The sequence below is a fragment of the Thermosipho sp. 1244 genome, assembly GCF_018588215.1.
GTDB lineage: Bacteria > Thermotogota > Thermotogae > Thermotogales > Fervidobacteriaceae > Thermosipho > Thermosipho affectus.
In genome coordinates this window covers 1-16302 of sequence record NZ_LNGA01000023.1, presented here as the reverse complement: position 1 = coordinate 16302, position 16302 = coordinate 1, and the positions used below count along the sequence as shown (strand labels likewise).

Genomic DNA, 16302 nt, shown 5'->3' with positions numbered 1-16302 from the left:
ATATTTAAAATCACAGAGCAGAAATTGTAAATTCAAAAATTTGAAAATAATGATATAATTTACCAGGAGGTGCATAAAATGAAGGTTTTCATAACTTATAAAATTCCAGAAAAGGGAATTAAACTATTAAAAGAAAAATTTCATGTAGATGTTTACGAAGGTAAAAACTTTTTGACAAAAGAAGAAATGCTAGAAAGGGTAAAATATGCCGACGCCGTAATTACGCAACTAAGAGATCCAATAGATAGAGAATTTATAGACGCAGGAAAAAAACTAAAAATTATAGCAAATTACGCAGTTGGATACAACAATATTGACGTGGAATACGCAAAAGAAAAAGGTATCTTTGTTACAAATACCCCTGATGTATTGACAGAGGCAACAGCTGATATAGCATGGGCTTTAATACTAGCAGTTGCAAGAAAAATAATACCAGCTGATAAATTTGTAAGAGAAGGAAAATTTGAAGGTTGGAAACCACATCTTTTCTTGGGATATGAAATATATGGAAAAACACTTGGAATAATAGGAATGGGAAGAATAGGAAAAGCCGTTGCCAGAAGAGCTTTGGGCTTTGGAATGAATGTGATTTACCATAACAGAAAAAAGGTAGAAGATGATTATAAATACAACGCAAAATACGTGGATCTTGAAACACTTTTAAAAGAAAGTGATTTTATATCTATAAATGCTCCTTTAACCAAAGAAACATACCATCTCCTTGATAGTGAAAAACTTTCACTACTAAAACCTACAGCAATAATAGTTAATACGGCACGAGGCCCTATTGTAGACGAAAAAGCGTTATATGACCTATTAAAAGATGGGAAAATAGCAGGTGCAGGTTTCGATGTTTATGAAAACGAACCAAAACTCACAAAAGGGCTTGAAAAACTCGACAACGTTGTACTTTTACCGCATATTGGTTCTGCCACATTCCAGACAAGGGAAAAAATGGCTATAATGGTTGCAGAAAATGTAATAGATGCACTTGAGGGAAGAATACCAAAGAATTTGGTGTGGAAAAATGATTAAAATAGCAGTAGCAGGTGGAGTAACAGGAGGACACCTTTATCCGGCTCTTGCTGTACTCTCTGAACTTCAAAAAATTACAACCATTGACGTATTGTACTTCACCGTTAAAGGGAAGTTGGAGGAAAAAGTACTAAAAAAATACACTTATAAAACTGTATCGTTGGATGTAAAAGGCCTTGTAAGACCAATTTATTCTCTTGCAAATATATCAAGGATATTAAAAATAATAAATGCACAAAAAACAGTAAAAAAAACTCTAAAAGATTTCAAACCAGATATAGTTTTTGTTACAGGTGGATACGTCAGTTATCCCGTTGGAATTATCGCAAAAAAATTGAGAATTCCATTATTCATACACGAGCAAAACGTAATACCAGGACTTACAAATTTAAAACTTTCAAAAGTTGCAGATAAAGTATTTGTGTCATTTAAAAGTTCCAAAAAGTATTTTAAAAGAAAAGTCATTGTAAGTGGAAATCCCGTATTTATAAACGAAAATAAAAAGATCAATTTTGATAAAAAAACCGTATTAGTTGTCGGTGGAAGTGGTGGAAGTGAATTTTTAAATAAACTTGCATGCAACCTTTCAAAAAAAATGAAAGATTTTCACTTTATACTATCTTCCGGAGGAAAAGAGGTTAGCTGTAGCAACGAAAACATAGAAATAACAAAATATATAGAAAATATGGCAGATTACTACAAAGCGGTAAACTGTGCTATTACAAGAGCAGGGGCTACAACAATTAGTGAACTCTTGTATTTTCAAGTTCCATCAATTGTTATTCCATGGGAAGGTGCAACTGAATCTCATCAATTGGAAAACGCAAAAGAAATTGAAAAAAATAACTTGGGATTTGTAATAAGGGAAAAAAATTTGGATTTAGAAGATGTAATAAATAAACTAATTGTACTTTCAAACAAAACAAGAAACCTCAAAAAGCTTGAAAATCCTGCAAAAATTATTGCAAAAGAAATAGTAAAAGAGGTGTTAAAATGAAAATTCACTTTTTAGGTATCGGTGGAATTGGTATGAGTGCCCAAGCAATACACGAGCACCTTTTGGGAAATGATGTTTCTGGAACAGATCCCTATTCTACAGAAAGAACCAAATATCTGGAAAATGTAGGAATAAGAGTTTTTAAAAAACATCTTCCCGAAAATGTAGATAATGCCGACTTAATAGTTAGAACTCCTGCAGTCCCAGACACAAATCCAGAAATTAATAAAGCGAGGGAAAAAAATATTCCCATACTCTCAAGGCTAGAACACCATATCAAAATATTAAAACCCTATGAAAAGATAGGTATAACAGGTACAGATGGAAAAACCACAACTACCTCAATGATGGCACATGTTCTTCTAAAACTAGGGAAAAACCCTACAGTGTTTTTAGGTTCTACCCATCCTATGCTTGAATATAAAAACTATAGGAAAGGTGGAAATATTTCCGTATTTGAGATGGACGAAAGTCAACCTGGATTTGAAAATTATAGCCCGGACTTCTTGATTATAACCAATATAAGATATGATCACATAGAAAATTTTAAAAACTCGCAACATTATAACAACTGTTTTGAAAAATCATGTAAAAATGCTAAAATATGTATATCAAACTCTGAAAATAATTTAATTAGAAATGCAAAAACATTTGGTCTTGAGAATGCAGATTACAAAATTTTGTCCATAGAAAAAATGGGGTTTAGACAAAAAATTGAGATCTCAACTCCACACAAAACCAAAAAATTTATTTTAAACGTTCCAGGTGTGCACAATGCGTTAAACGCATTATCTGTAATTGCTTTGTGTTTTGAAATGGGATATGAAAAAGATGCGGTATTAGACACATTCAAAGATTTCGTATTACCTGGAAGAAGGTTTCAAATTTCATTTAACAACGAAAAGATAACTGTCGTGGATGACTATTCACATACACCTATTGAAATAAAAAGTCTAATATTGACGGCAAAAGAAGTATTTAAAGGGAAAAAAATCAACATAATTTTTCAACCACATAGATTTTCGCGCCTAAAAAGAGACTGGAAAGAATTTGCAAAAGCACTTTCTATAGCGGATAGGACATACATAACAGAAGTATACAGTGCATTTGAGCACGATGAAAAAATAAGCGCAAAGGTTATTGCAGAAGAGATTGGAGCAACCTTTGTACAAAATAAAGAAGATATATTAAATATTGAAATTGAACCAAACAACGTGTATATCTTTGCTGGTGCTGGTGATATTATTAAAGTTTCTCAAAAATTCAGGAAAAAAATAGGAGGGCTCAAAGTTTGAGCATTGTTTTGAAGGAGATTTTTCTAAAAGGTTTCAAATCCTTTGGGAAACCTACAAAAATTCCCATATCTCCAAGCATTACGGCCATAGTTGGACCAAATGGTTCTGGAAAATCAAATATTGTTGAGGCTATCCAATGGGTTTTAGGAGAACATTCTTTGAAAAACTTGCGGGCTTCAGAAAAATTTGATGTTATATTTAAAGGTAGTAAAAAATATTCCGCATCCAAAAGCGCATACGTTGAACTAACCTTTGATTTTAACGACGTGGAATATAAGATAGCAAGAGAACTAAACACATCAGGCGAAAATACATATTTTATAAACGGCGAGAAAGCAAGACTTAAAGACATTACAAATTTGTTTGGGGCAAACGGCATGGTATCCATAATAGGTCAGGGCAAAATAGATAAAATAGCCATGTCCAGTCCTGATGAGCTTAAAAAATTATTTGAAGATGCCGCTGGAACAACCATATACATAGAAAAAAAGAAAGAAGCGCTCTCCAAACTTGCCGGTACTGAGGCAAACATAGAAAGGCTAAAAGACGTCATATATGAAATAGAAAAAAACAAAAAAGGACTATATATAAAAGTAAAAAAAGCAGAAAAATACAGAGAATACTCACAAAAATTAGAACAGTTGAAAGAAAGGTATTTTGGTGGAATTTATTACTTTGAAAAACTCAAACTAAATTCTTTAATAAATCAGCACACGAAATACAAAAATTTGTTAAAAGAAAAAATTAAAAACCTCGCAGAAATTGAAAGTAAATGGAATATTTTAAGAGAAGAATTCAATGACTTAAACAAAAAAATGGAAGATTTTACATCATTGCTTGAAACTCAAAAAACCCGCCAAAATCAGTTGCTTGAATTAAAAAATGCGTATACAAATAGATTAAACGATTTAAAAAGCTCATATGTGGAAAAAATGTCAAAAATAGATTCACTAAAGGAAGAATTACAAAGAATTAAAGAAAGAGAACAAGAAATTACGCTTATTTTTGATTCTCTAAAAGGTGAAATATCTGAAAAAGAGAAAAAACTTTCAAAAATAGAAGAAGAAAGGAATTCACTACTCTCAAAATATTCGGCAAAAGAGATGGAATATCTGAAAAAAAAGAATGAATACGACGAGATGGAAAAACATATCAACAAACTGGAAAATGAACAAAAATCACTCCTTTCATCTTCAAAAGAATTAAAAGAAAGAATTTCCATGATAAAAGAGCAACTTGAAATAAAATACGAAAGAAAGAAAGATTTAGATGCTGAGATACAAGAATTAACTGAAAATGCCGAAAAATATGATTCAAAAACTCAACAACTCCTAGAAGAAATAAATAAAATTAGAGAAAAAAGAACATCCATTTCCCAAGAAAGGGAACTTTTAAAAGAAAATCTAGAAAAACTAATAAGAAGAAAAAAAGAATTACAATCGGAAATTTCAATTATAGAAAGACAACTTTCAGAGTACCAAGGATATTCACATGCTATAAAACGAATATTTGAAAATAAAAAGCAATTTCCTGGAATTATCGATGTTGTTGCAAACATTATAGAAGTCGAAAAAAAATACGTTGAAGCAATTGAAGCACTATTAGGGGGAAGATTACAACACATAGTGGTCAAAGATTCTGTAGTTGCAAAAAAAATTCTTCAATTTGCTAAAAAAGAAAAAATAGGTAGAATTACAATAATTCCACTTGACCTTATAAAAGTATATACAAAAACTTGTACTCTCCCGAAAAAAGCTATAGATTTTGCAAAAAATATTGTAAAACTTAAAATCAAAAAAGAAGAAAAACTCTTAAATTTTCTATTTGGCAACGATATAATCGTTGACAACATAGACACGGCAGTAGAAATAAAGAAAAAATTTGATTTCAGAATTGCAACCTTAGATGGTGAATTAATAAGCAATTCCGGAACTATGACCGGTGGAAAATCAGAACATATTTCACCACTTCTACGAAAAAAATTACTTGAAGATTTAAAAGAAGAATTAGACAATATATTGAAAATAGAAGAAAAGACAAGCAAACAAATTTCCCACTTGAAAGAAGAAATAAACGAACTAAACAAATACAATGAAGTGGTTAATTCGGAGTTTCTAGAAATAAACAGCAAAAGTTCTTCTGCAAAACGAATGCTACAAGAACTGGTAAAATCTCAAAATGAATTGAATAAAGAGATAACAAATCTGGAAAAATTACTTAAAGATTCCACTTTAAGATTAACTGGAATTAATGAAAGATTAAAAATAATAAGTATAGAAATGGAAAATTCAAAAGATGTAATTAAACAATTAAAAGTAGATATAGATAACTCAAATAAAGAAATGTACAGTGATAAAGAAAAAATCGAAGAAATCAATGAAAAGTATATGGAACTACAATCTGATTTAATGGGTCTAAGAGAGAGAAAAATACAATACGATGGTGAACTTAAAAGACTTTTAAAAAGAAAAGATGAAATTGAAATAGAGACTTCATCAATATTAAACGAAACATATTCCTTTAAAGAAAAAATGGAAAAACTAAAACTATCAATTAAAGAAATAGATGAAGAATTAAAAACATTAAAAGAAGAAACGGAAACACTTTTTAAAAACATGAGCAAAGACAAAAGTGGAAAAAAAGACAAATTAAAAGAACTTGAAGATTTGGAAAACACAATGGAAAAAGAAAGAAACGAAATAGAAAAACTAAGGGAAACAATCCATTCAACAGAACTTGAAATTCAGAAGATAAAGATGAAAATAGAAAACATAGATGAAAAGTACAAAAAAAGCGTAAAAATTTCAAAAGAAGAATTAGAAACCTTAAAAAATGAAATGGAAGATATTGAGACTAAACTAAAATACATCGGACCTGTAGACTTTGAGGCAGAAGAAGAATACATTGAAGTTTCAAAAAAACTTGAATCTCTTGAAAAACAAAAAAAAGATTTGGAAGATGCAAGAAAAAAAATAATAGAATTAATAGAAACAACAGATAAAGAGGCAACGCAAATATTTATGAATACCTTCAACACCATAAAGAAAACTTTTAAAAATTACATTAAAGAACTATTCTTTAGCGGAAAAGGTGATATAAGACTCCTTGATAAAGATAATGTTCTGGAAAGCGGTATAGAAATTGTTATTTCAAAGGGAGATGGCCGATCTCAAAAATTACAACTTTTGTCCGGAGGGGAAAAAGCTCTTGTAGGTCTTGCACTACTTATGTCATTACTACAAGCCCAACCAAGTGCTTTCTATGTCCTTGACGAGCCAGATGCACCACTTGACGAATTTAACGCAGAAAGATTTAAGTTACTGCTTAAAAATTCTAACGCACAGATAATAATAATAACTCATAAAAAAATTGTTATGGAGGCGGCTGATATAATGGTGGGAATTACAAAAGCAGATGATATCTCAACAGTAGTACCTGTGAGAATGGAGGAGGTAGTATGAGACATCTATTTTACCTACAACAATTTTTCGAAAGATTACCATCCCCAGCTTTTATAAAAGACAACAAACACAAATATATTTGGATAAACAGAGAATGGAAAAAAACATATGGTTTGGACGATAGGAAAGTGGTTGGAAAAACCGATGAAAAAATCTTTAATGATTCACTAACTCTAAAAATTGAAGAATCTGTTATGAAAACCAAGAAAAAACAAGAGTACGAAAAAGAATACAACGGTAAATACTTCAAGGTAACTGTAATACCCATTAGATTAGGCGATGGTACTTATGGTATCGCAGGCATTGAATTTGATGAAACACAGAAATATTTTAACGATTTAATACTCGATATCAACTTAAAAATATCGGAAATAATAAGAGAATTATTACTATCAAATTTAGATAGCAAAGACTTTTTTATTGAATTATTTTCGGAAAAACTATACGAAAAAATTAAAATAGGCGATTATGCCCTATTAAAAGGAAATGAAATACTAAAAACTTATCTTCCAGAAAAAGTTTGTCTTAAAGCTATGCAAAAAGAAGGTATAAAAGAATTCAGCGTAAGTGGTGAAAAATACATAGTCATTCCATTATTTGAATACAAGTTAGTAATTAGAAGTTTGCCAAATTACTTTAAACTTGTAAACTACATTGTTCCTCTTGTTTTACCAAAAATCGAAAATGTGCTGGAAAAAATCGAAAATGAATCAAAAAAGAAAAGATATTATTTTACACTTGAAAAGATGGTCGATGCAGTAGTTTCATGGAAAAAAATCGAAATTAATTCATTTCTTAAAAAGGTATTAAAAGATATAGTAGAAATCATTCCAGAGGCGGAAAAAGGAACAATTTGGCTGATCAAAGACAACAAGTACAAATGCGTTGCGGAAGTTGGATATGAAAATGCAGAAATGCTTGAATTTCCACCTGAAAAAACCGCTTATGGTCAAAAGATAGAAGAAAATATAGAAAAAGGCTATACCGTATTTGAAATAGATGACGCAAAAAGCCTTGTAAAAACAAGCCCACTAGCAGAAACGTTTAGAAAGTATGGCATGTTTGATGAAAAATTTAGACCATTGTTAGGTGTCTTTAAGATAGGGGGAAAAGTTGTTGGAAGTATATCCATCGATAATTTTTCTGGAATAAACTTTTCAGACGAAAGCAGAAAAATACTGGAGTTATACGTAAAAATCCTTACAAATTTCTTAGAAGACTATGAAATTTAGACTACAAAAACTCCTCGATATTGCCAAAAAAGAAGAGGAATTAAAAAAACAGCAGTTATTTAAGATAAGAAAAGATATTGACAATTTAAAAGAAGAAATAGAGAAAAATAAAGAATATATTTCACAATTAAACGACGAAATTTTAGGAAAAAAAATTCAAGGCACCTACCTTCAAATGATCCTAGAGATCAAAAAAAATGGAGAAAGACATTTAAAAGCATTGCACCAAAAATTGGAACAATTAAAAGGCATTGAAGAAAAAATCCTTATGGAATACCTTGAAAAAAGGAAGGAAAAAATGTCATTTGAAAAATTAAAAGAAAGATTTGAATTAAAAAACAAATTGGAGCAGCAACGAAAGGAAAACAAAAATATGGATGAAATAGCAGAAAGAAAATTCTTTTTCGGAGGAAAAAGATGATTTATTTGTATAAAATGATCGGCAGTTTTGTACAATTTCCAGGAATTTTAATATTATTTTTTGTGCTCTTTTCTTTATATTTTCTTTTTAAAAGACGCCAAATGTGGCGATTTTTTATTATTCTTTCAATATTTCTCTATATCATTTCAACTTCAGCCTTTAATTATGTTGTTTCTAAACTCTTCTACGTTAAAGAAGTTCCCATTCCAAAAACTGGAACCATTGTAATCTTAGGAGGTGGAATAACAAATTACTCAAACCACGTAGAATTGGGATCGCATACACAAAAAAGATTATTTAAGGGGTTTGAAGTTTACAAAAATTTACACCAAAAAATAATACTAACAGGTGGAGTTATAGGTAAAGGAGCAACAGAAGCAGACCTTATGAAAAAATTTCTAATTACATTGGGGGTCCCAGAAAATGATATCTTAGTTGAAAACAAATCAAGAACGACAAAAGAAAATGCCAAAAATGTGGCTAAAATTGTAAAAGAAGAAAATATAATACTTGTAACATCGTATATTCATATGAAAAGGGCCAAAATGTTGTTTGAAAAATACACAAAAAAAAATATAATCCCAGTTGTATGCGACTATCCAATAGATTTTAGAAATAATTTCTTAGATTATCTTCCATCACCTCAAGCACTTTATACCTTTTCGCAAATTACACACGAGTTTTTTGGCATACTTAAGGGGGGATAATTTGAAAAGGGGAAATTTAGCTTTAATTGTACTTTTAGTTTTTCTTTTTTGTAGTTTTATCCTTGCAAAAATTTGGCAACTTCTATACATAAGGTTAAATGGCATTCCATAAGGAGGGAGAGTATGTTTCCACTTTACGATACTATACCAAGTAAAAAAAAGCCAGTAATAACTTATTCCATTATTTTCATCAATGTTTTGATATTTATATACGAATTAACACTAAATAACTTTCAGCTCCAGGAATTCTTTTTCAACTACGGTATAGTTCCACTCAGATACACCTGGAAGTTCAATTACAAATATTCCATAATTTGGAAAGAGATATTTCCCGTTATTTACTCCAATCCGTTTGTTCCCTTTCTTTCACATATGTTTATTCATGGTGGTTGGTCTCACATATTGGGGAATATGTGGTTTTTGTGGATCTTTGGTGATAACGTAGAAGATAAAATGGGACATTTTAATTTTCTTTTTTTCTACATATTTGGTGGTTTTTTTGCTTTGTTCTTTCACTGGATGTTTAACTTTTTCTCCCCATACCCATTAGTAGGTGCCTCTGGTGCAATTTCTGCTGTAATGGGGGCTTATTTTGTACAATTTTGGTATTCAAGAATTGTAACATTAATTATCTGGTTCATACCATTTTTAGTTGAAATTCCAGCTGTAATATACCTCTTCATATGGTTCGTATTACAAATACTAAACGGAACAATATCTAATATAACTGGATCAGGAGTAGCGTATTGGGCACATGCGGGGGGATTTATCTTTGGAATGATTGTTGGAAACAGAGCAAAAAGGAGGTATTATCTATGAAAAGAATCGTAATAATTACCACTGGTGGTACTATTGCTATGGTAAAAGGAGATCAAGGGGTAATTCCATACGAAAAGGGGAATTTATTAATAAGTGAGATACCATTACTTAAAAAAGTTGGAGTAAAAATAGATTTAATAGAATTTTCAAATATTCCAAGTCCTCATATGAAACCCTCAGATATGTGGGCTTTATCACAAAAAATAGACGAAATACTTAAGGATGACAACGTTATTGGTGTAGTTGTAACGCACGGTACAGACACCCTAGAAGAAACCTCATATTTACTAGATCTTACATTAAAAAGTGAAAAACCCGTTGTTTGTACAGCTGCTATGCGAAATATAGGAGAACTGGGCACTGATGGACCAAGAAATGTCTATTCATCAGTATTAACTGTTCTATCTCCACAGGCTTCCAAAATGGGCGTAATGGTTTGTTTAAACGATGAAATACACGCAGCAAGAGAAGTAACAAAAACGTATACAAGTAATGTTGCAACTTTTGACTCACCTGGATATGGTCCACTTGGAATTGTTGATGAAGATAATGTTATTTTTTTCAGAAAATCACTCACAAGAGAAAAGATATTAGTCGATAAAATAGAAGAAAGGGTCGCATTAATAAAAACATTTACAGGAGATGATGGAAAATTACTAAAATACGCAAAAGAAATAGGGTACAAAGGAATAGTACTAGAAGGCTTTGGAAGGGGAAATGTTCCCCCCTCTGTTGCAGATGTTGTAGAGGAAATTGTAGAAGAAGGAATCCCAGTGGTTATTACTTCTAGGTGTTTTAAAGGAAGAATATATCCAGTATACGCATACCACGGTGGAGGTGCTGATCTTAGAAAAAAAGGTGCAATAATGAGTGAACATCCAATAGGTCAAAAAGCAAAAATAAAATTAATGGTGGTAATGGGAAAAACAAGAAAACTAGATGAAATTAGACGTTATTTTGAACCAAATATATCAAGGAGGCCAATCCTATATGAGGGATAAAAGAAACTTAGCTGCAATTTATGTAAGCGCATATGCACTACTTTTTCTAATCATATGTATAATATTCAACACAGTTTTAAATGTTTTTGTTTTCACGTTAATTTCCGTTTTAATTGTAAATTTAATAACAAAATTATTGAAGTTTTTAAAGTTAAAAACAAAATCCGCTATAATTGTAGGACTTGTTATTTACTTTTTTTTGATAATTTATGGTATAATATTAATAATCCCAGCTGCCACTGAACAATTTGGAAGTTTCGTCTCAACTATCAATTATGTCTTTGAAAATCAATCATGGAAAACTTATCTTGAAAAAAATCCGGAATTGCTATCTGGTGTGAATAATTTGATGAAGTGGTTACAACCTAAATTAAATGATCTCACAAATTATCTGCTTGACAACATTGCAAAAGGAACTCCTTCGTTTTTTGTAACCATATTCTATTCTATTCTCTTAACAATTTACACACTTTTGTATTCTTCTTGGCTAAAAAAATCACTGCCAAATTTATTCCCAAAAAAAATAAGACCACAAATTGAAAAGTTCTTTGAAAAAGTATACAGTGCTTTGTCTAGTTTTGTGGATGTTGTAATAATAAACGCAGTTATTACAGCCGTTGCTTTTTATCTATTATCAAGTTTTTATTTCAAGGACACAGCAGTTATTCTCTCTTTTTGGGCGGGAATAACAAATTTGATACCCATCGTTGGAGTTTTCTTTGAATACATTCCCGTTTTTCTATTCTCTTTAACATTAGGATTAAAAGGATTTATCATAGTAAATATCTTCGTTATCGCTATACACTTGGGATTATTCGTGATATTTGTAAACGTTATGAAAATGCATTTAAACCTAAACCCTGTACTTATGATCATATCAATAATAATAGTAAACCAGATATTTGGATTAGTAGGTACATTTTTTGCAGTACCACTTTTGATATTCATAGTTGCTTACTGGGATGAATTTGTAAAACCTAAATTTGAAACTTAACCTTTTGGAGGTGAAATACATGAAAAAGATAATTTTTATAACCATTATAGCCTTATTATTTGTTTTTTGGTCTTGCGGAATAGTTCCAAAAAAATTACCAAACACCCTATCTATTAAACTAACAAAACATGTGGAATTTCCAATAACCACAATGAACTTTTCTATTCCAAAATTAATAGATCCACTACTTGACAAGCTTAATGAAACAGGATTTTATATATCAAAGGATAACCCAATAACACTTACCTATGCAACATCTATCGAATTTTCTCCCGGAAAGATGATTGATGAAATAAGTCAAAATATAACAAAATCTTTATCCGATGTTGCAACTTCTCTTAGCTTCTCCTTTTCCGTAGATAATATAACAGCACTAAATACTCAACAAGAAATTCAACTTCCCACAATACAAGATTCTTCAGACAATTTTAATCTCACTTCGATAAATATAGGGGATATTACTCTGTTTTCTACATCCATCTACGTGGATCCTGCTTATCCAAACGCTACAGTAGAAATTTCTTTTTCCACGGATAAATTTAGCTCTATAAACATATATGAAAGTATCCTTTCTATTAATAAAACATCATCTGAAGTAGATCCGTCAAAAGTAGAATTGGAAATTATAATAAATGGCACAAAATACACAAATAACGACATTATATCAAATCTAACAGTTAGAAACGGAGATAAAATAACACTAGTTGCAACATACACAGGCACAAATTCTGGAAATGTAAATATTAACACTAAACTATTATCAGTAAAAATAAACAAAGGTACAGGATTAAATATTGAAAACGTAAATATTAATCCAAGTCTCTCTCCAATCATCATTGATGATCAAAATTCGTGGATGTTAAAACTCTCTGGAACTTTAGATACATCTTTTTCATTTGACGCAACCAACTTAAATATAGACAAAGAAATAGTAGTAAAATCTGGTTCCACCATAGTTGCACAAGGTAACCCTCTCACATTTGACAACACAAAAACGATTGATGCAAAAATTCCATTAAACATTGATGCAACACTTACACTATATGGAAATAACGTAGATATTGATTTAACACAACCTATTAGCTACAACGTGATTCCAAACATCACAATAGAGAGTATATACAACTACCCTGTCAATCTTGAACAATATATCTCTTTGCCATCTGAAATATTGGAAAGTGAAATTGGCACGGGAACACTTTATATAGAATTCTTAGGGCTTTCATCAGTTGATGCAACAGGTTTGATAACCGATGGTACTAGCACCCACAATATAACAAGTATTAATAATTCCCTTGCTATTGACCTTTCAAATATTTGCTTGCCGGCAACATTCAATTTAAATTACATCTCAGGAAATGTTGATAACAACGTTATTAACATTAAGACTTCGCTCTCGGATGATTTTGAAATAAGAAAAGCAAAGATTTCAAATTCACTTTTAACTTCTGCTTACAAAGAAATATCATATGAAATCCCACAACAGCTTAAAGATTATCTAAATACCGTTGATGCCACTATTTTAATCCAATTTGATTACAATGCAACTAATGTATCAGACTTAACGTTAAAAATACAATCTAATTTCTTTGAAAATAAAGATATATACATCTCAAACAGCGGTAGTACAACTATTTCCAATACCACACAAACCATTGATTTCTCAACGCTTAACAATATTTCTATAACGGTGGATGCAACAGGTAATCCCATAATCACAAACATAAAGAAAAATGAAAGCTATGGTATAGATATTTTTGTAAGTATAGCAAAATTTGAATTGGATAATTTTATTATTAAAAATCAAGAAATAGAAGTACTACCTAAAACCACTCTTTTAGACTTTTCAACAAATAAAGAATTAGAACTTATTAAAAACCTTGAATCAAATATATCGATGCCCATTGAATTTAAAGCAACTGACACAACTATTGATGCCACCGTATCATTGCTAGTCTCTGGAAATTTAGTAAAATTGCAACTTGGCGAAATGGTTAATATAGGTCCTATTTTAAGTAATTTAATCAAAAACGCTTCACCAATTACTATATCTGCATCGCTTACTACAGATAATGGTATTTTAAACCAAAACTCCGTTTTTGGATTTGATGCAATAATGAATTTACCATTATCCGGTACCCCATTAGTAGACACACCAATATTAGAGGAAAATTTTGACATATCCGATCTTAGAGATTTAGTTGATATTCTAGATACAGCAACACTTACATTTAATCAATGGAAAAACACAACGGGATTAACTGCAAAGTTGAAAATACTCAACAAAGAAATTACAATAGGAGAAAGTACACCTGTTATCTCCTTTACCCACGAAGATTTCGTTAATTTACTGGAACCATCTACAATTTCCATACTACTTCCAAAAGATGAGTACATACAAATAAACAAAAACGGAATTATCGATATATCCCCATATATAATCATTGATTTAACTGTTGCTACTAAAGTATCTTTTGAAGGGAGGGAATAATAATGAGGAAAATAGTCTTATTTATACTTTTATTAAGTTTAATTTCATTTTCAAATCCATTAACTCCCTTTGGGCTTTACGCAAACCAAGGGTTAGTATTAAATGAAGGATTTTTCTTCTTAGGTGTTAATTTTTCAGGAGATTTTCTCTTAAACCAGGACATATTTTCTGCAGAGGATTTAAATGATTTCCTTGAAACTGGGACGATTAATTTAAATAACATAAACAAATTATCTTTAAATACGATATTGAATGCCTCCGGTTTTGGAACCTTAAAATTGGGAAATTTTGCAATAAGTCCATATATTTATCTTAATGGAAATATTGATTTAAAAATATCAGATCAAATAAAGAACTTTTTAATAGATCCAATTACAATAGGTACTGAGTATAACATATCAGAAAAATTTATAGTCACAAATGTATTTTTCGATGCAGGTGTTGTATTAAATTTGGGTAAATTTTTCATTGCCCCTTGTGTATTCCTGCCAATTTTATACTCTGGTGAAAACCAATATTTGGAATTTACCTATACTTCTTCTGCATCACCTGCAATGGCTAATCTACACTTATCGGAAAAGGCAGATATTTACTCTTCTTTCCCATTAGATAACGATTCTTATGAAATAAAAGGAGAAAATTTTGGAATGGCTTTCTCTTTTGGAATTTCAACAGATAGTTTTGGAATTGCAATAAACAACATCCAAATTAAACCATCTGTTGCAACGTACAAATCTACACTTAATTTAGGATTTGATTTTTCATATAGTGCGCAAGCAACAGACATTACAGCAGATGTAAGCGGTCCTAATGCAACACTTACAAATTTCCAAGAAGACTATATGGAAGTTTCAAAAACACCTGAAATAACCGCATATTACAAAACTTCTATTTTCTTCTTAAAATTAGGTGCAAGAGGAAAATATACAATAGGCAAAAAAGATAATTGGGACATAGGAGTTTTTGGATATACAAATCTTCTATTTTTCACACCATACTATTCTTTAGATTATTTAAATTCAAATGGATTATTCGTTCACAACTTTGGTTTCAAAACAGATCTACGCGTATTCTACACAAATATAAATGTAAAATCCATTTCACACACTTTTTCTCCATTTGACGATGCATCTTTTGGAATAAGTGTAAACTTTGGCTTTGGAATTTAAGTACTATACAAAAATGGCAAATATGGTATACTTGTCTTAGTTAATCTTATAAAGGGAGAGTTGAAAGTTATGCACGATCATAATCATGAACATGAACATGAACACCTCGAGGCTTTTACGTTATTTGACGAAGAAGGAAAAGAACACAACTTTGTACTATTAGGAGAACTTGAAAGGGAAAACAATCAATATTGGGTATGTGAAGAAATATTCGTTGAAGGGGAAGAAATAACAGATTTTGGAGAACTATACATATTCAAAAAATCTACGGATGAAGAAGGAAATATTTTTCTTGATACAATCGAAGATGAAAACGAATTTAACGAAGTTGCAAAGATGTGGGAAGATTTAGGAGACTTTGAAATCCTTGATGAAGATGAAAATATGGGAGTGTTTCAAAAATAAGAGGAAGTGGTTCAAAAATAAAAGGGGAGATGATATAATCTCCCCTGATATGAGAAGAACTAACATAAAGAAAATACTCAAACTTGTTAAAAAATTTTACAACAATATTTTACCACAACTTCCTCAAAAATCTACCTCCAAAGGTAGACCTAAGAAATACCCAGACGCACTAATTCTTTCCTTAGCAGTTTTAAAAGAACTGTTTGCTCTTTCGTTTAGAGAGACATTAGAAATGGGTGCATTATACTTTAAGAGAGTTCCATCTCTTAGAGATT

13 protein-coding genes and 1 pseudogene are annotated in these 16302 nt (G+C 30.7%); all 14 read left to right on the top strand.

Annotated features, from left to right (window positions below; translation table 11 throughout):
• Nucleotides 1-78 precede the first annotated feature (78 nt).
• Nucleotides 79-1035 (top strand): 2-hydroxyacid dehydrogenase, encoded by a 957-nt coding sequence (locus tag AS157_RS05090; protein WP_077289405.1) that lies wholly within the window; start codon nt 79-81, stop codon nt 1033-1035.
• Nucleotides 1028-2032, top strand: a complete 1005-nt coding sequence (gene murG / locus AS157_RS05085; RefSeq protein WP_077289404.1) for an undecaprenyldiphospho-muramoylpentapeptide beta-N-acetylglucosaminyltransferase — start codon at nt 1028-1030, stop codon at nt 2030-2032. Before AS157_RS05090 ends, murG begins: the two co-directional genes overlap by 8 nt.
• A complete protein-coding gene (gene murC, locus AS157_RS05080; protein ID WP_077289403.1) occupies nt 2029-3327 on the top strand; it encodes a UDP-N-acetylmuramate--L-alanine ligase in 1299 nt (432 codons plus the stop codon). Before murG ends, murC begins: the two co-directional genes overlap by 4 nt.
• Nucleotides 3324-6788 carry a chromosome segregation protein SMC gene (gene smc, locus AS157_RS05075; protein WP_077289402.1) on the top strand — a complete coding sequence of 1155 codons (3465 nt, stop codon included), beginning with the start codon at nt 3324-3326 and terminating at the stop codon, nt 6786-6788. Before murC ends, smc begins: the two co-directional genes overlap by 4 nt.
• Nucleotides 6785-8020, top strand: a complete 1236-nt coding sequence (locus AS157_RS05070; protein ID WP_077289401.1) for a PAS domain-containing protein — start codon at nt 6785-6787, stop codon at nt 8018-8020. Before smc ends, AS157_RS05070 begins: the two co-directional genes overlap by 4 nt.
• The gene (fliJ, locus tag AS157_RS05065; protein WP_077289400.1) at nt 8010-8441 is read left to right on the top strand and encodes a flagellar export protein FliJ; all 432 of its coding nucleotides are present in this window, start codon (nt 8010-8012) and stop codon (nt 8439-8441) included. Before AS157_RS05070 ends, fliJ begins: the two co-directional genes overlap by 11 nt.
• Nucleotides 8438-9148, top strand: a complete 711-nt coding sequence (locus AS157_RS05060; protein ID WP_077289399.1) for a YdcF family protein — start codon at nt 8438-8440, stop codon at nt 9146-9148. The genes fliJ and AS157_RS05060 overlap by 4 nt, the downstream gene beginning before the upstream one ends.
• Before the next feature lie 123 nt (nt 9149-9271).
• Nucleotides 9272-9967 carry a rhomboid family intramembrane serine protease gene (locus AS157_RS05055; RefSeq protein ID WP_077289398.1) on the top strand — a complete coding sequence of 232 codons (696 nt, stop codon included), beginning with the start codon at nt 9272-9274 and terminating at the stop codon, nt 9965-9967.
• A complete protein-coding gene (locus AS157_RS05050) occupies nt 9964-10968 on the top strand; it encodes an asparaginase (protein ID WP_077289397.1) in 1005 nt (334 codons plus the stop codon). The genes AS157_RS05055 and AS157_RS05050 overlap by 4 nt, the downstream gene beginning before the upstream one ends.
• The gene (locus tag AS157_RS05045; protein ID WP_077289396.1) at nt 10958-11962 is read left to right on the top strand and encodes an AI-2E family transporter; all 1005 of its coding nucleotides are present in this window, start codon (nt 10958-10960) and stop codon (nt 11960-11962) included. Before AS157_RS05050 ends, AS157_RS05045 begins: the two co-directional genes overlap by 11 nt.
• A 19-nt stretch (nt 11963-11981) precedes the next feature.
• A complete protein-coding gene (locus tag AS157_RS05040; RefSeq protein WP_077289395.1) occupies nt 11982-14453 on the top strand; it encodes a hypothetical protein in 2472 nt (823 codons plus the stop codon).
• A 2-nt stretch (nt 14454-14455) separates the two neighbouring features.
• A complete protein-coding gene (locus AS157_RS05035; protein WP_077289394.1) occupies nt 14456-15622 on the top strand; it encodes a hypothetical protein in 1167 nt (388 codons plus the stop codon).
• Nucleotides 15623-15691: 69 nt separating this feature from the next.
• Nucleotides 15692-16027: a DUF1292 domain-containing protein gene (locus tag AS157_RS05030; RefSeq protein ID WP_077289393.1), complete on the top strand. Its 336-nt coding sequence runs from the start codon at nt 15692-15694 to the stop codon at nt 16025-16027.
• 49 nt (nt 16028-16076) lie between these two features.
• A pseudogene (locus AS157_RS05025) lies at nt 16077-16302 on the top strand (hypothetical protein); the annotation flags it as partial.